At 41.7% G+C, this 21388-nt stretch carries 22 protein-coding genes; 1 reads left to right on the top strand and 21 read right to left on the bottom strand.

Annotated elements, in window-relative coordinates; translation table 11 throughout:
• Window positions 1-47 precede the first annotated feature (47 nt).
• From ACFO3D_RS02625 to smc, 20 genes are all read right to left on the bottom strand, one after another.
• Entirely contained in the window at window positions 48-359 is a 312-nt protein-coding gene (locus tag ACFO3D_RS02625; RefSeq protein ID WP_390293044.1) for a hypothetical protein, read from the bottom strand.
• 101 nt (window positions 360-460) lie between these two features.
• Window positions 461-2539 carry a type I DNA topoisomerase gene (topA, locus tag ACFO3D_RS02620; protein WP_390293043.1) on the bottom strand — a complete coding sequence of 693 codons (2079 nt, stop codon included), beginning with the start codon at window positions 2537-2539 and terminating at the stop codon, window positions 461-463.
• A 115-nt stretch (window positions 2540-2654) separates the two neighbouring features.
• Window positions 2655-3545: a DNA-processing protein DprA gene (gene dprA, locus ACFO3D_RS02615; RefSeq protein ID WP_390293042.1), complete on the bottom strand. Its 891-nt coding sequence runs from the start codon at window positions 3543-3545 to the stop codon at window positions 2655-2657.
• A gap of 275 nt (window positions 3546-3820) precedes the next feature.
• The gene (gene sucD, locus ACFO3D_RS02610) at window positions 3821-4723 is read right to left on the bottom strand and encodes a succinate--CoA ligase subunit alpha (RefSeq protein ID WP_390293041.1); all 903 of its coding nucleotides are present in this window, start codon (window positions 4721-4723) and stop codon (window positions 3821-3823) included.
• Between the two features lie 69 nt (window positions 4724-4792).
• Window positions 4793-5953 carry an ADP-forming succinate--CoA ligase subunit beta gene (gene sucC, locus ACFO3D_RS02605; RefSeq protein ID WP_390293040.1) on the bottom strand — a complete coding sequence of 387 codons (1161 nt, stop codon included), beginning with the start codon at window positions 5951-5953 and terminating at the stop codon, window positions 4793-4795.
• A 213-nt stretch (window positions 5954-6166) separates the two neighbouring features.
• Window positions 6167-6436, bottom strand: coding sequence for an EscU/YscU/HrcU family type III secretion system export apparatus switch protein (locus ACFO3D_RS02600; RefSeq protein WP_390293039.1), 270 nt, complete (start codon window positions 6434-6436; stop codon window positions 6167-6169).
• Complete coding sequence (locus tag ACFO3D_RS02595; protein ID WP_390293038.1) at window positions 6433-8163, bottom strand: hypothetical protein; 1731 nt, start codon at window positions 8161-8163, stop codon at window positions 6433-6435. The genes ACFO3D_RS02600 and ACFO3D_RS02595 overlap by 4 nt, the downstream gene beginning before the upstream one ends.
• Window positions 8164-8181: 18 nt before the next feature.
• On the bottom strand, window positions 8182-8952 hold the full coding sequence (locus ACFO3D_RS02590; RefSeq protein WP_390293037.1) for a ribonuclease HII: 771 nt from the start codon (window positions 8950-8952) through the stop codon (window positions 8182-8184).
• Window positions 8953-9029: 77 nt separating this feature from the next.
• Window positions 9030-9878, bottom strand: a complete 849-nt coding sequence (gene ylqF, locus ACFO3D_RS02585; RefSeq protein WP_390293036.1) for a ribosome biogenesis GTPase YlqF — start codon at window positions 9876-9878, stop codon at window positions 9030-9032.
• Between the two features lie 9 nt (window positions 9879-9887).
• Complete coding sequence (gene lepB, locus ACFO3D_RS02580) at window positions 9888-10448, bottom strand: signal peptidase I (RefSeq protein WP_390293034.1); 561 nt, start codon at window positions 10446-10448, stop codon at window positions 9888-9890.
• 296 nt (window positions 10449-10744) lie between these two features.
• Window positions 10745-11089 (bottom strand): 50S ribosomal protein L19, encoded by a 345-nt coding sequence (rplS, locus tag ACFO3D_RS02575; RefSeq protein WP_088050170.1) that lies wholly within the window; start codon window positions 11087-11089, stop codon window positions 10745-10747.
• Window positions 11090-11222: 133 nt separating this feature from the next.
• On the bottom strand, window positions 11223-11954 hold the full coding sequence (trmD, locus tag ACFO3D_RS02570; protein WP_390293033.1) for a tRNA (guanosine(37)-N1)-methyltransferase TrmD: 732 nt from the start codon (window positions 11952-11954) through the stop codon (window positions 11223-11225).
• Window positions 11954-12469, bottom strand: a complete 516-nt coding sequence (rimM, locus tag ACFO3D_RS02565) for a ribosome maturation factor RimM (protein ID WP_390293032.1) — start codon at window positions 12467-12469, stop codon at window positions 11954-11956. Before rimM ends, trmD begins: the two co-directional genes overlap by 1 nt.
• Window positions 12470-12477: 8 nt before the next feature.
• The gene (locus tag ACFO3D_RS02560; RefSeq protein ID WP_390293031.1) at window positions 12478-12867 is read right to left on the bottom strand and encodes a YlqD family protein; all 390 of its coding nucleotides are present in this window, start codon (window positions 12865-12867) and stop codon (window positions 12478-12480) included.
• Between the two features lie 92 nt (window positions 12868-12959).
• On the bottom strand, window positions 12960-13187 hold the full coding sequence (locus tag ACFO3D_RS02555) for a KH domain-containing protein (RefSeq protein WP_390293030.1): 228 nt from the start codon (window positions 13185-13187) through the stop codon (window positions 12960-12962).
• Window positions 13188-13204: 17 nt separating this feature from the next.
• The gene (gene rpsP, locus ACFO3D_RS02550; protein WP_390293029.1) at window positions 13205-13474 is read right to left on the bottom strand and encodes a 30S ribosomal protein S16; all 270 of its coding nucleotides are present in this window, start codon (window positions 13472-13474) and stop codon (window positions 13205-13207) included.
• Window positions 13475-13606: 132 nt separating this feature from the next.
• Window positions 13607-14953, bottom strand: a complete 1347-nt coding sequence (gene ffh / locus ACFO3D_RS02545; RefSeq protein WP_390293028.1) for a signal recognition particle protein — start codon at window positions 14951-14953, stop codon at window positions 13607-13609.
• 13 nt (window positions 14954-14966) lie between these two features.
• Entirely contained in the window at window positions 14967-15287 is a 321-nt protein-coding gene (locus ACFO3D_RS02540) for a putative DNA-binding protein (RefSeq protein WP_390293027.1), read from the bottom strand.
• Window positions 15288-15334: 47 nt separating this feature from the next.
• Entirely contained in the window at window positions 15335-16333 is a 999-nt protein-coding gene (gene ftsY / locus ACFO3D_RS02535) for a signal recognition particle-docking protein FtsY (RefSeq protein ID WP_390293026.1), read from the bottom strand.
• Between the two features lie 15 nt (window positions 16334-16348).
• Window positions 16349-19915 carry a chromosome segregation protein SMC gene (gene smc, locus ACFO3D_RS02530; RefSeq protein WP_390293024.1) on the bottom strand — a complete coding sequence of 1189 codons (3567 nt, stop codon included), beginning with the start codon at window positions 19913-19915 and terminating at the stop codon, window positions 16349-16351.
• Window positions 19916-20079: 164 nt separating this feature from the next.
• Here smc and ACFO3D_RS02525 point away from each other — a divergent pair, with 164 nt between their 5' ends.
• Entirely contained in the window at window positions 20080-20304 is a 225-nt protein-coding gene (locus tag ACFO3D_RS02525; protein WP_390293023.1) for a DUF1128 domain-containing protein, read from the top strand.
• 368 nt (window positions 20305-20672) lie between these two features.
• Here ACFO3D_RS02525 and rnc read toward each other — a convergent pair whose 3' ends face one another.
• Window positions 20673-21356, bottom strand: a complete 684-nt coding sequence (gene rnc, locus ACFO3D_RS02520) for a ribonuclease III (RefSeq protein ID WP_390293404.1) — start codon at window positions 21354-21356, stop codon at window positions 20673-20675.
• Window positions 21357-21388: the final 32 nt, after the last annotated feature.

The following is a 21388-nucleotide window of genomic DNA, read 5'->3' as shown; positions in this document are numbered from 1 at the left end:
AGTCAACGCTAAACAATTGAATTATCTAAATAGTGATTTCTATTCAGTTAAAACAGCCCCAATTGACTGATTTTCTCTTTTGTTTCCGCAGTTCCCAGTTTATATAATCGGCGGTATATTTCTATGAGGTGGTCACTATACCGATTTCTGGTGTCATCTGCTCCCCACTCATCAAATGGTTTCTTCAGGTACTTAACTGCATTTCTGCCATCCTTGTCTTTTTCAATAAATAGTTCTTGGATTTCTTTTACTTCCTGAGGAGTTGCAATTATTTCATATTCAATCCCGCTTTCTGGCACGGAAAACTCGCGTATATCCTCCGTGTCCACGGTAACGAAATAACTTTTACGTTCAATCATGAAGATAACCTCCTTTTACATAGGCCACATTCCCTCATTTTTTGACTTAAAAACATTTGCGTGGAGGACGGAAAAGAAAAGACTACCCTTTTTGAGGGTAGTCAGCTCTGTATACTCTCTTTATAATCACAATTGGTACATGTTATACGTGTTTCTTTTTTATTTTTCTTCTCAACTAGCAAGGATTCGCATTTGGGACACGGTCTAGAGATAGGTTTATCCCATGAAACGAAGTCACAATCCGGAAAACGATCGCATCCATAAAACGTGCGTTTCTTTTTCGATTTTCGTTCGACCACGTTTCCTTCCTCACACTTCGGACATTTAACACCAATTTCTTTTAGGATCGGTTTTGTATTTCTGCAGTCAGGAAAATTCGAACATGCAAGGAACTTTCCATATCTGCCCATCTTGTAAACCATCTCATGCCCGCACTTTTCACAATCGATACCGGCTGGCTCATCACGTATCTCGATTTTTTCCATCTCTTCTTCCGCTTTTTCAAGCCGAACACGGAAATCGGAATAAAACGTGTCAATAATGCGTACCCATTCGGTTTTTCCTTCTTCGATCGAGTCAAGGTTACCTTCCATATTAACGGTAAATTCAACATCGATAATTTCAGGGAAAAATTCTTCGAGTATACTTGTTACAATCTTACCAAGTTCTGTTGGTATAAATCGTTTGTTGTCTATGCTTACATATCCGCGACGCTGAATGGTGTCAAGGGTAGGAGCAAATGTTGATGGTCTTCCGATCCCTTGTTCTTCCATAGTGCGTACCAACCGAGCTTCCGTATAGCGAGGAGGTGGCTGTGTGAAGTGCTGATTTGGTGTAATCTCTTGCGCATCCACAGTTTCTCCCTCTTTCAAATCCGGAAGAATTTTGTTCTCATCTTTCTTGTTATCGTCCGTGCCTTCCACGTATACACGCATAAATCCTTTAAATTTTATTTTAGATCCAGTAGCACGGAACTCTATTCCATTATTAAGAAGGTGCACAGTCATGGTATCCATCACAGCCGGAGCCATCTGACTTGCCAGGAATCGTTCCCAAATAAGTTTATAAAGGCGGAGTTGGTCTCTTGAAAGTACATCTTTCAGCGATTGTGGATGTCTCATAACCGAAGTCGGACGTACCGCTTCGTGTGCATCCTGTGCACCTTCCTGCTTTTTCCCTTTTCCAGTATAACCGAGATATTCCTTACCAAATTCTCCTTCAATATAACTTTTGGCTTCCTGTTTTGCAGTTTCAGAGATTCGGGTGGAATCCGTACGCATGTACGTTATCAAACCGGTAATCCCGCCTGATTTTTTACCAAGGTCAATACCTTCGTACAGCTGCTGTGCAACCATCATTGTTTTCTTTGCCCTGAAGTTAAGCTTCCGGGCTGCTTCCTGCTGCAGCGAGGATGTAGTAAACGGCTTGGCAGGATTTCGTTTTCGCTCCCGCTTGTTCACTTTATCGATAGAGAAGGTTTTACCTTCCATTTTGGCAGTAATTGATTTTACATCATCTTCTGACTGCAATTTCTGTTTTTTACCATCCACACCGTAAAAAGAACCTTCAAATTCTTTTTTGCCTTTTTTGAAACTGGCATCAATTGACCAGTATTCTTCCGGCTTGAAATTCTCAATCTCTTTCTCCCTGTCAATAATCATTTTGACGGCAACAGATTGTACTCGTCCAGCGCTAAGTCCTTTTTTGACTTTCTTCCATAGTAAAGGACTTATGTTATATCCAACGAGTCGGTCAAGAATACGTCTTGCCTGTTGGGCATCCACCAAATCATGATTAATTGACCGCGGGTGTTTGAATGATTCTTTGATCGCGTCCTTGGTAATTTCATTGAAAACCACACGGCAATCTGAGTTTTCATCCACCTTCAGCGCGTGGGCGAGGTGCCAGGCAATTGCTTCCCCTTCTCTGTCGGGGTCGGCTGCAAGATAAACTTTCTTCGCTTTTTTAGCAGCTGATCTTAATTCTTTCAGGATATCACCTTTACCTCGTACGGTGATGTATTTTGGTTTATATTCATCTTCTATATCGACACCCATTTGGCTTTTAGGCAAATCTATGACATGGCCCATGGATGCTTTAACCTTATATTTTTTTCCTAAATAGCGTTCGATCGTCTTCGCCTTGGCTGGCGACTCTACGATCACTAGATAATCTGACATTTATTTTCCTCCCAAATTGAGGTCCAGCCGAAATAATTGGAAATCTTCACTAATATTAAATAGTTACTACTCATTTGTCAAACATGTTACAAAAATCATATTATAAATACTTTATTCATATGCACCAGTTTGATGATAGTATGTCCCAGTCTTCCAGGATATCTTCTACGTCCAAAACAAGTTTTGCACCATCCTGTATCATCTTGTGGCAGCCCCTGGTCTGTGGGATTAGCGGAGAACCTGGGACTGCATATACTTCTCTACCCTGGTCAAGTGCCTGATCCACTGTTATCAAGGTACCACTCTTTTCAGTTGCCTCGATTACAAGTGTACCGAAGCTTAATCCGCTTATAAGCCGGTTACGCTCAGGGAAACGGTACCTTTCCGGTGGTGTGTCGGGCGGATATTCAGATAGCACTAACCCATGTTGAACAATTTGATGAGACAAATGGGTATTATGTTTAGGGTATATATGTTTAAATCCACTCCCCAGTACAGCTATTGTTTTCCCATTATTTTTCAAAGCAAGCTGATGGGCAAGACTGTCAATACCAGTTGCCATTCCGCTGACGATCACCCATTCCCGCTTAATTAGCGGTAAAACATATTTAACCATTTTTAACGCTGCATCCTGGGATGGTTTCCGTGTCCCAATGACACTTATTGTTGGAATTTTATTAAGCAAATCAGTATTACCCATGGCATAAAGTACCAGGGGCGCGTCTTTTATAGTTTTTAACACATAAGGATAGCAATCGTCAACTACGGTTATTATTTTATATGTTTTCAAATTATCCTTGAATTGGGTATTATCCTGCTGGTGGAGGTCGTTGTAGAATAAGGATGCATTTCGGGTGGTGATAGAAAAGAGTTGACTGATTTGAGTTGAGGAAAGTTTATATATGCTCTCTAAAGTGGGATCATACCGTATAAATTTACGGATGGTTCGCCGTGTTATTCCACGACACTGGTGAATATGAATCAAACGAATACGTAGTCTGTTCAATTTATCACGTCCTTTTATAGGAAGAGACCCACTGACATTAAGCCAGTGGGTTCTATTGGCTATTTAATTGTATAGCCATTGTGCCCAACGAGTAGCGTGACTTCCCTTACCCCCGTCCGATAAGTTAACATCAGTTCGACACTTAAGGAAGGCCGACTAAAACCGGGCTTTGCGTCCAACGTTGGCATACCCCTGTGAAAGGGCATGTTTTCTTTATCTCCTACGGAAAGAGTCGCAGCCAGCACGTCGCTTAACGGGCATTCCAGCTTTCATAATTAGTGAGTTTTACATTTATCCTGCAGATTGTTTTCTTTAAGGACACTGATCATGGTTTCACCCATAACAGCTGGTGTTTCTGCAACTTTAATTCCACATTCATTCATAACGCGGATTTTTTCGTCAGCAGTTCCTTTACCACCAGAAATAATCGCACCAGCATGGCCCATGCGTTTTCCTGGAGGTGCAGTGGCGCCACCAATGAAGCCAACAACAGGTTTCGTCATGTTCGCTTTAACCCATTCAGCAGCTTCTTCCTCGGCAGTTCCACCAATTTCACCAATCATGATGACTGCTTCTGTATCATCATCTTCATTGAATGCTGACAATACATCTATAAAGTCAGTACCGTTTACTGGGTCACCGCCGATACCTACTGCTGTAGATTGGCCGTATCCAGCTTCAGAAAGCTGATGAACCGCTTCATATGTTAATGTACCGGAACGGGAAACAACACCAATGTGACCTTTTTTATGAATGTAGCCAGGCATGATACCGATTTTACATTCTTCCGGTGTAATAACACCAGGGCAGTTTGGTCCAACAAGACGAGTTTTCTTGCCTTCCATATAACGTTTTACTTTTACCATGTCCATAACAGGAATATGCTCTGTAATACAGATTGCCAGGTCAAGCTCCGCATCCACCGCTTCAAGAATTGCATCTGCTGCGAATGGTGCAGGCACATAAATTACAGATGCAGTTGCACCTGTCTTTTCAACTGCTTCCTGTACCGTATTGAATACAGGTACTCCTTCGACTTCAGTACCACCTTTTTTAGGTGTCACGCCACCAACAATTTTGGTGCCATACTCAAGCATTTGTTTTGTATGGAATTTAGCTGTGCCACCGGTAATACCTTGGACAATTACTTTTGTATCTTTATTTACATATACACTCATGTTCGTCCGTCCTTTCTTCACAAAATACGTTCGTTATTTGTAAAAATTAAACCATCTTGGCTTTTGAAATTATTTAACCATGGAAACGATTTTTTCTGCGCCGTCTGCCATTGAACCAGCTGAAGTAATGTTCAGGCCTGATTCATCAAGGATTTTCTTGCCTAATTCAACATTAGTACCTTCCAGACGTACAACAAGTGGAATTTCTAATCCTACTTGCTTAGTTGCTTCCACGACACCTTCAGCAATGACATCACATTTCATAATACCACCAAAGATGTTGACAAATATACCTTTTACATTGGAATCGGACAAAATGATTTTAAATGCTTCGGTAACTTTTTCGGCTGTAGCACCGCCCCCAACATCAAGGAAATTAGCCGGATCTCCGCCATAATGCTTGATAATATCCATAGTGGACATAGCAAGTCCGGCACCGTTAACCATACAACCAATGTTACCATCTAGTGAAATATAGCTAAGATCATATTTGGAAGCTTCAATTTCTTTTTCATCTTCTTCGTCAAGATCACGTAGTTCCATTACATCTTTTTGACGGAACAATGCGTTATCATCAAAGTTCAGTTTGGAATCCAGTGCAAGCACTTCTCCATCACCAGTAGTCACAAGTGGATTAATCTCCGCAATGGAGCAATCTTTTTCGACAAATGCGGTATAAAGACTTGTCATGAACTTAACAGCTTTTCCAATCAGCTCATCTGGAATGTTAATGTTAAATGCTAGTCTTCTAGCCTGGTAACCGGAAAGTCCAACAACAGGGTCGATAACTTCCTTGAAAATCTTTTCAGGAGTCTCTGCGGCTACTTCTTCAATCTCTGTACCGCCTTCTTCGGATGCCATCATGACAACACGAGAAGTTGCACGGTCAAGTACAAGACCTACATAATATTCTTTTTTAATATCGCAGCCTTCTTCAATAAGCAAACGCTTTACTTCCTTACCTTCAGGACCTGTTTGATGCGTAACCAGGGTTTTACCCAGGATTTCATCTGCGTATGTACGCACTTCATCCAAGTTTTTAGCAATCTTTACGCCACCAGCTTTACCGCGACCACCGGCGTGGATTTGTGCTTTAACTACTTTTACGGAACTGTCCAGTTTCTTTGCAGCTTCAACTGCTTCATCCACCGTATATGCAACATGCCCATTAGGAACACTTACACCATAGCTTCGCAAAATCTCTTTGCCTTGATACTCATGAATGTTCATCTTTCATCCTCCCATCAAAATTCACTGCATTCCTATTGTATTAAAAAACAACAAATTTCACAAGAATAAGGGATATGTCACGCATTTTACCGATTTTCCTGTCAAATCAGGCACATACTACTAAACTATCAATCTTTGAGAACGTTGCGTTACAAATATACAGAAAGTACCAGCAAACCACTTACGTTTGCTGGTACTTTCTCTTGCAAATTATTAGTCACCGAAGTTCCGGTCTGCCTGGTAGATGAAAGCAAATACTTCAGCAACCGCCTTGTATAATTCCTCCGGGATGGTTTCATTAATATTTAACTCAGCCAGGAGTTCGACTAGTGAGGAGTCCTCCTGGATGGGTACATTACTCTCTCTGGCCTTTTCCAATATGTTATCTGCTACTATACCTTTTCCTGTTGCCGTCACTTTTGGCGCCTGTCCACTGTCCTGGTCATACCTCAGTGCTACCGCTTTATTTCGCTTCTGCTTCATATCCGGTAATCCACCCCCTGATATGATTGTTGGTAGGTATGGCTTGCATTATTACCTGATTTCGTTTCATGGATAGGCTTTACCAGCACTGTTGAAAGCTGATAGTCCAATTTATCCAACCCCTCTTTCACCATAGGCTTAAGTGATGCAACCATCGAGTTTGTTAGCCCGTGATCATTATAAACCGTCACTGTGACACTCCGTTTTTGTATGCTCATATCAATGATTGTTTCTTTCAGATTTGCCAAATCCAGATAGAATAAAATCCGACAAAAATCAGGGTTGATTTTTCCATCCTCATTTTTCTTCCCTTCAAAGTCAAGCTGGATATCACCTGCCAACCCGAGCTTCTCTGCTGGAAGCTGCAGACTTGCCTGAAGAAAATCCGCCGATTCATTTACAGACTGAACCTGCATTCCATTTATATAATGAAGAAGCTGTTGCGCTTGATCCGGCACTCTACCTTCGCCATACTGAATCATCTGAATCAGCAGGGATTTTATAGTGTTGGACTGCTGGTTGCCTGAACCTTCCGCAATCATATTTTCATAAGTAAGCCCGGTTACCTTCATTACCTGCTGGAGGTGGTGAAGGAACTGCTCTTTTGGCGGCAACTGCAGAAAAGCATCTGATGACTTATAAGCACTTACAAGTTGTTCAGAAGACACATAGAGCTGATCACTGCCTAAACCTTGAAACGCATACAACAGCTGTCTCATTTGCTGAGGTTGGTTATACAGCAGCTTGGATAAATTCTGCTGTTGTTCTGTGGATAAGAGAGGCATAAGGTTCCTTGTTATCTGCTGTTCCATTTGAGAAAATTGCTGACCAGTTAATGAGGTGTCGACAGAATTTAGAACGGTTCCCCATTTCTGTAAAAAAGCCTTTACTGTCGTTTGAATAAGTGCTCTATTACTTCGCAGGTGCTCAAGCTGGGTAACATTGTCTGCGTTTGAGGTACTACTGTTCTTTTGGGCTACTAATGGCTGTTCTTTTTTCCACGAAGAAAAGTCCACATCTGGGTCAATTGTGCCGGCAAGCTTCATGGCATTGAAAACCGATTCATCTTGGCCAATAACCTGACCTAAGATGTTAGGTATTGTAGTTGATATTCCGGAAACCTGGTGCAACCGATTAAGCAAGCGGTTTGACGAGGAATCAGATGCTTGACGCAACTGTTCTGTAAGGTTTGTAATTTGTTCACCAAACCCACTTTCTTTTTTAACGATAAGCGCTTGGAATACAGAATCTGTTACAGGCAGTCTCGCAGCTATCATATTTTTTAATACGGTGTATGCCTGGGATTTGTTTTTTGCCTGGTCAAGCAATTGAAATGCCTTGCGTAGTTGATCTTTGGTAAATGGGATTCCCTCTTTGACCAATGCCTGCATAAAAGCTATATTTGATTTTGTTGCTTTCAACCCGAGCTGCTGCATTAAACTCATTATATTCGCCCTTGCCTCATTCTTCAGCTGATCACCAATCACTTTTAATTGGATTACTTCTTTGGAGGCCTGAACCTGAAAATGATACCTTTCGCCAATTGTCAGAGATGCTTCAAGTTGAGCAACCATTTTTTGCGTTCCCAGCTGAATTTGTGCTTTATTCCCAGGATATATTTTAATTATTTTTCCCTGAACAATCTGCCCGGGTTTTAGCTGCTGCGGATTTACAGATACCTTGGTACCACTGATTCTTTGTTGACTGGTCACGTTATGGATACTCAATTAAGCCATCCTCCTTACTTATTTGGCTGTATTTCTTACCGGCGCAAACGACTTGCGATGGTAAGGGGAAATTCCGTGTTCCTCTAGCATTGTCATATGATGTTTAGTCCCGTATCCCATATTGGATTCAAAACCATATAGAGGGTATTTTTTATGTAACTGTTTCATTAAATTATCACGAGTTACCTTTGCGAGTATACTTGCAGCCGCAATGGAGACACTTTGCTGATCGCCTTTTACGATTGCCTGCGTTGGACAGGGAAGACCATCAAGTCTTACTGCGTCAACTAACACGTGATCTGGCGAAGGATTTAACTGTTCGACCGCATCTACCATTGCCAGTTTTGTAGCCTCATAGATATTAACCTCATCGATTTTGGTGTTATCGATGATGGAAATCCCATAACTCACAGCTTGACTCTTAATGATTTCAAAAAAATCATTTCGCATTGATTCGCTAAGTTGTTTCGAGTCATTTAAACCAAGTAACTTAAACCCTTGCGGTAAAATGACTGCAGCAGCAACTACTGGGCCGGCTAATGGTCCTCGCCCAGCTTCGTCCATGCCGGCGATATACTGACGGCCATTCTCGTAACAAGCATTTTCATAACGCATCATCTGGGTGAAGTTCTTTTCCAGACCCTTTTCTTTCAATTTTTGCTTTTCATACCGGCGAAGCAGCTGCTGAACACCTTTCCGTTCATCGAGTTTCATTTGTTCTATTAACTGCTCATCTATCTTATTACTTTCCAGTAAATTTTTTAGTTCATTTATTGAAATTTTCTCCACATAATCACCCTATCTCTCTTTATATCGGCAAAAAAGGATAAAACTAAAAGTGACATCCATCAAGAGATGTATGCCACTCAGTCTTCAGGCGTTTCAAGTGTAATTCTACCGAGTTTGCCCGTTCTTACATCACGAATGACAAGGTCTGAAACCTTATCGAAGTTAACATTTCCGCCACTCTCCAGTGCGCCACGCTGTTTACCTATCGCTACGAATATTTCCCACATATCTTCCATATCTTGTTCGATGTTGTATCGCTCCACTAGTCGTTCAGGGTAATTTCGTTGCATATAGGTTATAACAAAAGCCACAATATCCTGCATGGAAAGAAGTTGGTCTTTGATTGTACCGATGGCCGCGAGACGGTATCCCACCAGTTCATCCTCAAACTTCGGCCAAAGTATACCCGGTGTATCCAGGAGCTCAAAGTCTTTCTTGACTTTAATCCATAACTGCTGCTTTGTTACACCAGGCTTGTCCCCTGTTTTGGCAATCTTCTTATTGGCAAGACGGTTAATGAGTGTAGATTTGCCTACATTGGGGATCCCAATAATCATTGCACGGGCAGGACGAGGCTGGATGCCTTTTTTGGCTAGCTGATCCATCTTTTTCTGACCCATTTCTTTTCCAAGTTGAATGATACGCTTAATATCAGCTTTATCGTTAACATTAATGGCAATGGAAGGGATATCCCTCTCTTTAAAATATGCTGTCCACTGATCCGTAACCCGGTTATCCGCCAGGTCTTTCTTCATTAAAATAATCATTTTTGGTTTGTTCTGAAGAACCTGGTGAAGCATCGGGTTTTGAGATGATAAAGGAGCCCGTGCATCTACAAGCTCCATAACGAAATCAACCAGTTTGAGCTTCTCCTCCACTTCCCGCCGCGCTTTTGCCATATGGCCAGGAAACCATTGTATAGTCATATTTATCACCTACTCTTCTAAAATCTGCATCCGCTCAAACGGCCAGTAAATAAGACTCGTTTTGCCAACAATCTGTTCCAATGACACTAAACCAAGTATTCGGCTATCCGTCGAATTATTTCGGTTATCTCCCAGTACCAATACATGGTCTTCCGGGATTGTCTCATGTCCGCCGGGCAGATCTTCAAGCTGAAAATCTTCCGTATACGGTTGGTAGGACATCATTTCTTTCTTAGCTTCGGCTAAAAATGGTTCTTTAACCTTTTTTCCATCAATATACAGTACATTATTCTCCACAGCAACATGCTCTCCCGGCAGACCGATAATCCGTTTAATAAAATCTTTTTTATCTGACGCGTGGAAAACTACTACGTCAAACCGTTCTGGTTCCTGAATATCATATAAGAATTTATTTACAATCATCTGATCCCCATCATGCAGTGTAGGCATCATTGATGGGCCATCAACCACAATCGGGGCGAAAAAAAAGGTCCTTACGATAAAGGCCAACGCAAAAGCGATCAATAATGCCTTTACCCATTCAAACCATTCACTTTTCCGTTTAGCCATGTATTCCCCTCCGAAAAACTTTTTTACACCTTATCGTATTTTAGGTTTCTTTCACTATATCATGCAAAACTTGTTATATGTATGTCAAAGACTGTTATAAAAATGGTTGTTTTTCACCCAAAGACTACCTTGTAAAATATCTCTTTGGGAATACCCTGCGCTTTTACGCTTGATTCCATGAGTATTTTTTTCTCCGTAGAATGTAAAAAGGAGCTTGCACATGGGCCAAGCTCCTTTCCGATAACACTATATTACCAGGTTTCAGAACCATATCAGTAGTTCTTAAACCTCTAGTACTATCTGCGTTCTTTAATACGTGCGGCTTTACCACGAAGGTTACGAAGATAGTATAGTTTAGCACGACGTACGATACCACGACGGGAAACTTCAATTTTCGCAATACGAGGTGAATGTACTGGGAAAGTACGTTCAACACCAACACCATAAGATATCTTTCTTACTGTAAATGTCTCGCTGATTCCACCGTTTTGACGTTTGATTACAACGCCTTCGAATACCTGAATTCGTTCACGTGTTCCTTCAACAACTTTAACATGAACTTTAACAGTATCACCTGCGCGGAAATCAGGATGATCAGTACGAAGCTGATCCTTTGTGATGTCTTCAATCAATTTTTGCATCCTGTTTCACTCCTTCCAAACCAATGCTCATATCTCGTATGGGGACAGCGGAACATCGTTTATACGACCTAAGTATAGTACTTAAGCACAACAATAAATATACCATAGTGATTCATTAAGTTCAACCATAATTCTATCCATTGTATAGTTCATTCAGTATTTTACGCTCTTCTTCTGACAAGGCGTCTTCATTGATAAGATCCCGACGCCGTTCCGATGTCCGTTTAAGTGATTCCTTCCTGCGCCATGCATCTATTTTTGCATGATCACCCGACAGCAGGATATCGGGCACCCTCATACCGCGGAAATCAGCCGGTCGAGTGTAGTGCGGATGTTCAAGCAGACCAGTTGAGAAAGAATCCTCCGGTGCTGATTCCTTATTTCCAAGCACATCAGGAAGCAAGCGAACCACACTGTCGATTACGACCATTGCCCCCAGTTCACCACCGGTAAGCACATAATCCCCGATAGATATTTCATCAGTCACAAGGTGTTCCCGTATCCGTTCATCATACCCCTCGTAGTGTCCACAGATAAATATGAGATGCTCTTCTTCAGCCAGTTCTTCTGCCTTTTTCTGTGTATACGGTTCGCCTTGAGGACACATCAGAATAACCCGCGGCTTAGCCTTACTTTTCTTAGTGACATCCTCTACGGCATCAAAAACCGGTTGCGGTGTTAGCACCATTCCTGCACCCCCACCGTAAGGATAGTCATCCACTTTATTGTGTTTGTTTTCAGTATAGTCACGGAAGTTTACCAGATTATAACTGAACTTCTCTTTTTCATAAGCTTTTTTTAAAATGGAAGCGTCAAAAACCCCTGTGAACATTTCGGGAAATAACGTTAAAATATCTGCATGCATCAGTCCAGCAGTCCTTCCATTGGTTTTATGATTACTTTCCCGTCCTCTGGTTCCACTTCTTTCACTACATCCTCAATATAAGGAACAAGGATGTCTTTTCCCTTTTGTTGCTTAACCACCCACACATCATTTGCGCCAGGTGAAAGAATTTCTTTAATAGTGCCCAGTTTTTCTCCATTATCGAGATATACCTCGCATCCAATAATTTCATGGTAATAGAACTCATCTTCGTCCAGATCAGTGAGCTGCTCTTCTTTTATATTCAACAAATCACCTTTAAAATGTTCTACATCATTAATATTCTCGTAGCCTTTAAATTGAAGAAGATCAAACCCTTTATGCTGCCGGTGTGATGCTACCTCCAGCTCAACAATCTGCTTATTCCCCTGAGTAAGATACAAGATGTTACCCGGTTTGAAACGTTCTTCAAAATCACTGATCCGGAGTACCTTTACTTCTCCTTTAATCCCATGTGTGTTTACAATTTTTCCAACTTCAAACAGTCTGTCAGTCATTTTATCACCTATTCATCTATCCGGATTACAATATCATCTTTAATGACGATTTTAGCTTCTTTCATAAGCTCATCCCAATGCGAACCTTCCTTCACTTCAACAAGAGCTTCAACTTCCTTCTCCGTTATTTCACTTCCAATCTCCAGCATATCCAGCTGTTCAATTTTAAATTCCGCTAGTTTTATTTTTTCTTTACGGTTTTTAATTTCCTGCTGAAATCGCTGGGACAGATCCTGTCTTGAAATGCCGGCCTTATTCTGCAGTTTCCGTTGTTCAAACAGCAGTTGTTGACACTCTTGTTCAAGCCGCATTTTATGGTCAGAGAAGTTTTTATGCAGTTTCGCTTTACTCTTTTCGGTGACAACCTGCTTAATAAGTACTTTCTTAATAATTTGCACTACTGTTCACCGCTCTCTAAACGATCTTAGGAATGTGGACGTTAAACTAGAATTAGATGCTGAAAAAGGGAAAGGTATCCCCTCTCCCTTTACTACATAATATCCAGATAAATACGTTTGTCAGCATCCGATTTTGCTGCATAGACAACAGTCCGGACAGCTTTTGCGATACGTCCATTCTTGCCGATAATCTTACCAACATCTTTCTGATTAACAGTAAGATGATAGACAATCTTTGTTTCCTCTTCTGTTTCTGTAACCACAATATCTTCCGGGTGGTCAACCAGAGGTGTAACAATCGATTCGATTAGGGCCTTCATGATATCACACTACTTTACTATTGATTTTTCTGTTCGTGAAATTTTTTCATGATGCCTTCTTTTGAGAAAAGGTTACGAACTGTATCACTTGGTTTCGCGCCTTTAGTCATCCAATCAAGAGCTTTTTCTTCATCTATTTTAACTTCAACCGGATTCACTACAGGATTATATGTTCCAATTTGTTCGATCAAGCGGCCATCACGTGGAGAACGTGAATCAGCTACAACGACACGATAAAATGGATTTCTTTTAGACCCCATACGCTTTAAACGAATTTTAACAGCCATGTTCTTGCACCTCCAATAAATATGTTTTACACAATTTTAAATTCTAACAGAAAGACTAATGTCTGTAAAGTGTTTTTACATTACAACGTAAAAAATGTTTAAAACAAATCTAAAATTAATATAATTTTTCATTTACATAAACGGAAACTTCATGCCGCCTTTTCCTTTTTTGCCCTTTTGCATGTTTGTCATTTGCTTCATCATTTTTTTCATTTCCTCAAACTGCTTAAGCAGGCGATTCACCTGTGAAACAGACGTGCCTGACCCTTTGGCAATCCGCTTTTTACGGCTTGCGTTCATCACGCTCGGGTCTTGACGTTCTATCTTTGTCATGGACTGGATGATTGCTTCCACGTGGGAAAGCTGCTTCTCATCAATCTGAGCGTTCTTCAGCCCTTTCATCTTGTTAGCACCAGGAATCATTGCCATCAGATCTTCAAGCGGTCCCATATTTCTGACCTGCCCCATTTGTTCGAGGAAGTCATCAAATGTGAAGGAAGCTGTCCGCATTTTCTCTTCCAGCTCTTTTGCCTGTTTCTCATCCACATTGGTCTGTGCTTTTTCAATAAGAGAAAGCACATCCCCCATACCGAGAATCCGGGAGGCCATGCGTTCCGGGTGGAATGGTTCAAGTGCATCCAATTTTTCTCCCATACCCGCAAACTTAACAGGTTTATCGGTAACAGCCTTAATAGAAAGTGCTGCCCCACCCCGAGTATCGCCGTCAAGCTTGGTCAGAACTACACCTGAAATATCAAGCTGCTCATTAAAACTTTCCGCTACATTAACCGCATCCTGGCCAGTCATGGCATCAACAACCAGGAAAATTTCGTCCGGTTTCACAGTTGCTTTAATTTGCTCGAGTTCGTCCATAAGGTCAGTATCAACATGGAGCCGTCCTGCGGTATCAATAATTACGTAATCGTTATGCTCTGCTTTAGCTTGCTCAATCGCTTCTTTGGCGATATCGACTGGGTTGGCGTCGGTACCTTTGGAAAACACAGGCATGCTGAGCTGTTGGCCAAGTGTTTCCAGTTGGTTGATCGCTGCTGGACGGTACACGTCACAGGCAACAAGCAATGGTGACCGGTTATGGTTTTTCCGCAGATGGTTGGCAAGCTTACCAGTTGTGGTTGTTTTACCAGCACCCTGGAGTCCGACCATCATAATCACCGTTGGCGGACGTTCTGCAACAGCAATCTTGCTTTGCTCTCCGCCCATTAATGCAGTCAGTTCTTCTTTTACCACTTTAATAACCTGTTGTCCTGGTGTCAGGCTTTCCATAACCTCCTGATCAACAGCACGCTCTTTTATTCGCTTTATCAAATCTTTAACAACTTTGAAGTTAACGTCAGCTTCCAAAAGAGCAAGACGGACTTCGCGTGTCATTTCCTTAACATCTTGTTCGGAGACCTTCCCTTTACCAGTGATTTTTTTAATCGTTCCCTGTAAACGGTCGGCCAGTCCTTCAAATGCCATAGAAGGTGTCCCCCTAATCCAGTTCTTGTAATTGTTTAATCAGTTCCTGCAAGTTGCTGTCATCACCGGCAGCTTTCTCAAGTTGAGTGATGATAGCGGACCGCTGTTGAAATTTATCGTAGAGTCTAAGCTTTTCTTCATAGTTTTCAAGCATTGTTTCGGTACGCCTGATATTATCATATACAGCCTGCCGCGAAACCTCCAAAAGCTCTGAGATTTCACCCAGTGAGTAATCTTCGAGATAGTACATCTCCATATAATTACGTTGTTTTGGGGTCAGCAGTGTCTGATAGAAATCAAACAGATAATTGATTCGTGTTGTTTTCTCAAGCAAACTCATCACCCCATGTTAAGTGAAATCCCTTTACAAAAAGCTTAACATTATTCCTCGTTGTCTTCAAGAAGATCAGCAAACAAGCCATAGACAAATGCATTTGCATCGAACTCCTGGAGATCCTCGACTTTCTCACCCAATCCCACATACTTTACCGGGATATTCAGTTCATTACGGATTGCAAGAACAATCCCGCCTTTTGCGGTGCCATCCAGTTTCGTCAGGACAATCCCGGAGACGTCGGTTGCCTCGGAGAATGTTTTTGCCTGGCTCATTGCATTCTGACCGGTTGTTGCATCAAGCACCAACAGGACTTCATGCGGGGCACCGGGAATCTCACGTTCAATTATCCGTTTCACTTTCGAAAGTTCATTCATCAGATTAACTTTATTCTGCAAACGTCCTGCAGTATCACAAATTAGAACATCAGCATTACGTGATTTCGCCGCTTTTAATCCATCAAAAATAACTGCGGCCGGGTCACTCCCCGCTCCCTGTTTTATTACATCAACGCCAGCTCGCTCACCCCAGACATCTAGCTGTTCTATTGCACCAGCGCGGAAGGTATCCCCTGCTGCCAGAACAACTTTTTTCCCATTCTGTTTCAGCTTGTGGGCAAGTTTACCAATAGACGTCGTTTTCCCGACACCATTGACACCAACAACTAGAATAACCGAAAGCTCTCCGTCCTGGATTTTCAGTTCTTCAATTTCTTCGTCATCCTCACCATAATAGATTTCAACCAGCTTTTCTGATATAACATCCCGGACTTCCTTGGTGTCTTTGATGTTTTGCCGTTTGACCTCCATCTTAAGCTCGTCAATTAAATCCATTACCGTCATTACACCGACATCTGCAGATATTAGGACTTCTTCTAGCTCCTCAAAAAAGTCCTCATCCACTTTACGATAACGGGCAATCAGATCGTTAATTTTACCGGAGAAAGAGCTTCGTGTCTTCTCCATGCCTTTTTTATATTTCGTTGAGACTTCTTCAGTCTCTTCATTCTGTGAAAATTTATTTTTCAGCTTTTGCATAAAACTCATTATACAATGCCCTCCTTATGACTTAACCAGTTCTTTTGTATCCTCAAGTTGGACTGAAACCAAACGAGACACCCCAGACTCCTGCATGGTTACACCGTATAGAACATTAGCTTCTTCCATAGTGCCTTTACGGTGTGTAATAACAATAAACTGGGTATTTTTACTATATTGATTAACGTACTTGGCAAAGCGGGCTACATTGGCCTCATCAAGTGCTGCCTCCACTTCATCAAGCACACAGAAAGGAACAGGCCGTACCCTCAGTATTGCAAATAACAGGGCAATCGCTGTTAATGCACGTTCCCCTCCAGAAAGAAGTCCTAGATGCTGCAGTTTTTTTCCAGGTGGTTGAGCAATAATATCCACTCCAGTGTCCAAGAGGTTTTTCGGGTCGGTTAACTTCAATTCAGCCCGTCCGCCGCCAAACAGCTGCTTGAATACCAATGCGAATTCATCCCTGATTTGGCCGAACGTCTCACCGAATCGTTTCTGCATTTCCTCATCCATCTCAGAAATAACACTGTACATTGTTTGTTTGGCCTCAACCAAATCATTGCGCTGTTCAGACAGAAATTCGTACCGTTCAGAAATACGCTCGTATTCGTCAATCGCTCCCAGGTTGACCGTACCAAGACGGTCAATAGCCTGTTTGATCTGTTGGACAGTTGACCTGGTGGCTTCCAGATCTTCTGTCTTATCATAAACCTGTTTCGCCTTTTCAAAAGTAATCGTGTATTCGGTCTGAAGCTTGGAAATCCGGTTTTCCAGTTCAACATCAAGACGATTAGCTTTCACTTCTTTATCCTGAATTGACTTTATAAATACCTGGTGCTTTTTATTTTCCTCTTTCAGTTCATTTTCCTGATCCTGCATAATTTGTGTACGCTTTCCACGTTCAGCGCGCATATCCTGAATTCTTGCTGTTATTGTCTGTTTATCTTCTTTTGCTGCAAGGATTTGCTGATCTATCTCTTCTTCTGTCTCATTACCATTATGCATTTCTAGCAGTTCATCCAGCTCTGTAGCATAACGCTCATGTCGGTCTGTATACTCAGCTACTTGTTCCTTTAGTCCATTGGCTTTTTCCCGTTGGCTCTTAAGTCGTTCGTCCTGCTCAGCAAGTTCAACCCGTTTAGTCTGCAATGTTTCCTGCAGATGATCCTGGTTTTCCCTCAGCTCAGCCTCCTGCTCGGTTAGACGCTCAATCTCATTCTGTATATCTTCTATCTTGCCTGAGATTTCTTCCAGTTCACCATTAAGCTCCCTGTCACGTTTTTTAAGCGAATCACTGTCCTGATCAAATTGTTGTTTATCCTGATCATAAAGGGCAAGATTATCATTTAGTGTAGCAAGCTTCATTTCAGTTTCTTTGAATGCCGAACGGATTTCCTGAAGACTTTGCTGCTCCTCCGATACAGTTTTTTCTTCGGACAATAGCCGGCTTTCGAGATCTGCTATATCCTGTTTCTGCTCGGCAACTTTCTGTTCGAACAATGCAGCTTTCTTTTGAAACTCACTCAGTTTTTCAGTTACTTCCTGAAGGTCTTTTTCCCGGGTGAACAAGGATTGGTTTGATTTTTTCTGTGCTCCTCCTGACATTGAACCCCCAGGGTTAACAACGTCGCCCTCAAGTGTTACAACTCGATACCTTCGTATAACCGTTTTGGCAATATCATTTGCGTCTTTTAGAGTCTTTGCGATAATTACGTGTCCCATTAAATGATTTACAGCTTTCTCGAATTCATTGCTAGTGGATACCAGGTTTGCGGCAATTCCTACAAACCCTGGATGATTCTCTACTTTAGCAAGCATGTCCTTAGGGACGAAACGTGGCTGGATGGATGCAAGCGGCAGGAATGTTGCCCGTCCATTATTTGTTTTTTTCAGCCAGCTGATTGCATTCCGCGCCGCCTGGTCGTCGTTGACCACAACATGCTGTGCTTGTCCACCAAGTACAGTTTCAATTGCTGTAATATATTTTTTAGGGACATCAACAAGTTCAATTACAGCACCGTGAATCCCGTGAAGCTTTTGTTCTTCCCGGGCCTTAAGTACAGCTTTTACGCCATAATAGAATCCTTGAAAATCCTCTTTCATGTCTTCAAGCATTTCTTTTTTCGACTTCATCTTCTCGATATGCTGGAATCCCTGATACAGTTTAGTCTGTGCTTCCTGAAAAGAATTCCTTTTACTGCTTATTTCTTCTTTAAGTTGCTGAACATGACTGACTTTATCTTCGTATGTTTTTTCTATTTCTGAAAGGCTTGAGGCCAGTTCATCCCGCTTTGATGTAAGGGTCTTTCTTTGCGCAAGAAGATCCTCAAAGCGTTCAGCCTGCTTATCTTTCTTTCCTGAAATCTGTTTAAGCTGCCGATCCACTGATTGCTTCTCATTTCGTTTTGCCGCCTGCTTATTAAGCAGCTCGATATAGTCCGATTTCATTTCTTCAATTTGATTGGCTATACTTTCCTGGCCTGAAGTTAACTTATCTTCCAGTTCCTGAACCTGCTGTTTAGTTTCACGTCTGGTCTGCTGCAGTGATGCCAGTTTTTCATTTTCTTCAGCAAGTTCCGCCTGTAGCTTGTTCAGTCTTGCCTTTGTTTCTTCTCGTTGTGTTTCGAGATTCTCTTTATTCTCAGCAAAGTGTTTGGTCCGTTCGTTAAACACTTGCTTTTTACCCTCAAACTGCTCAAGTTTCTGGGTTGCTGTCAGTAATTTTGCCTGATAGTGTTCAATCTCCCCGTCAAGCTTTTCTACTAATTGGCGCTCTTCTTCCAGTTTGGCTTCTTTTCGTTGAATTTCTGTTTTAAGATTTATCTCTTTCAGTTTCTCTTTATCTAGTTCATCAAGTAAACTCTGCCATTTGCCATGCAGATCTTCAATTTCTGTAACAAGCAGTGAAATCTCCTGCTGTTTCAGCTGCTCCTTTTTCTCGAGGTATTTCTTGGCAGTTTCAGCCTGCTCTTGAAGGGGATCTATCTGCTGTTCAATCTCATGTATAATATCTTCCACCCTGTTTAGATTCTCCTGGGTTTCTGCTAATTTATACTCTGCCTTTTTTTTACGCTGTTTATACTTAAGTACACCTGCAGCTTCCTCAAAAATGGTGCGGCGCTCTTCTGCTTTAGAACTGAGAATTTCTTCGACTTTACCCTGACTGATAATGGAGAATGCTTCACGGCCGAGACCTGAATCCATAAATAATTCAACAATGTCTTTCAGACGACAGGACTGCTTATTGATATAAAACTCACTTTCCCCTGACCTGTATACACGCCTGGTGACACTCACTTCTTCATAGTCCAGTGGGAGTTTCTTATCAGTGTTGTCCATTACCAGTGTAACTTCAGCAACATTGAGCGGTCTTCTGGTATCGCTTCCCTGAAAAATAATATCCTCCATTTTGGAACCACGAAGAGACCTGGCAGACTGTTCACCCAGGACCCATCTGATTGCATCGGTAATATTACTTTTTCCGCTTCCGTTTGGGCCAACAACCGCTGTCAATCCAGGAACAAAATCTACGTTGATTCGCTCGGCGAATGACTTGAAACCCACACTTTCCAATCGCTTTAAATACATATACATTCTCCTATTTAACATCGGGATAAAAACATTATGTACCCTATTCCGTTTGGCTTTTTACCGCATTTATTTTATCATAAAGAAAGGAACAAAAGAAGATGTAACGGATACATACAAGGAATTATTGCTTTTGTTGCTGAATAATGGAATGAGGTGATTGCATGAATCTGGAAAATCCTTCTAAAGAAAATATGGAATTTATGCTTAATGAGATTGCTGAACGGTTGAGTGTAGTAAATCGCTCCATTATGGACGTGGAAGACTATGACCTGGATAAATATGATGATATAAAGTTTATGTATGAAATGGTAAAGCAAAAGGGTCAGCTCAGTGCTTCTGAAACACAAGCCTTTATTGACGAACTGCGGACTGTTAGAAAATCATAGTTTAAGAGGGCAAACTATATACGTATGAATCAACTTCAATCCAGCGAGGGAAATACATGGAGACTCCTGCGGGAAAAGCAACAGCTGAAAATCCCGCAGGAAGTGGTTTTCTTCCGAGGAAGTTGAAGCGTTGCCCGGCGGCAAAGGAAACACTGTGAAAGCTTTAGCTTGAACAGATGTTGACCTTGCACCCGGAGTGGTGAAAGCGGAATGTATTTCCAGAGCGAAGCTCAAGTTATGTCGCAGTTTACATGAATTTCGGAGCTTTTAGGGCAACAAAATTTATGAAAATAGCCTCATAGGAAGCAAAGTTAAAAAGAAAATGAGTAAATCGGCATTTTCAGCAACCGGTTTACTCATTTTTGAGTTTAATCATTAAATGTATCTAGTCCATTTTTAGCTGCACGTTGTTCAGCTTCTTTTTTTGTTCGGCCTACTCCCACCCCGGCAACCTCACCTTTGATCAATACCTGGGCGACAAACTCTTTATTGTGGGATGGCCCTTTTTCCTCAACTATCACATACTCTATACTTTGATTACGGTGCTGCTGGACGAGTTCCTGCAGCTGGCTTTTATAATCCATCGCATGCGAAAAAGCACCTGTTTTGATTTTCGGAAAGACATACTTTTCAAGGAACTGTATAGCTACATCATATCCTTGGTCAAGGTAAAGAGCTCCCAGAAACGCTTCAAAAACATCCGCGAGTAGTGCAGGACGGTCTCTGCCGCCTGTCTGTTCTTCCCCTTTTCCTAGTAAAATGTGTTCCCCAAAATTCAATTCCCGGGCAAAGTTTACAAGTGATGGCTCACAGACAATCGATGCCCGGAGCTTTGTCAGCTCCCCCTCTGCCATCCGCTCTTTTGTACGGAATAAGTACTGGGAGACTCCCAGTTCCAAAACAGCGTCGCCAAGAAACTCCAGACGTTCGTTATCCGAAAATGTTTCTCCCCGATGCTCATTCACATAAGATGAATGGATAAAGGCCTGTCTCATTAAATCATGGTCGTTAAATGTTATATCAAGTTGCTTCTGCAACACTTCAGCATTCATCTGCTTGATCACCACTCTGTACATATAGTTAG

Source organism: Virgibacillus kekensis, from assembly GCF_042654125.1.
In the GTDB taxonomy this organism is placed as follows: domain Bacteria; phylum Bacillota; class Bacilli; order Bacillales; family Amphibacillaceae; genus Lentibacillus; species Lentibacillus kekensis.
The sequence above is the reverse complement of the archived record's forward strand: the minus strand, read 5'-3'. Positions and strand labels throughout refer to the sequence as shown.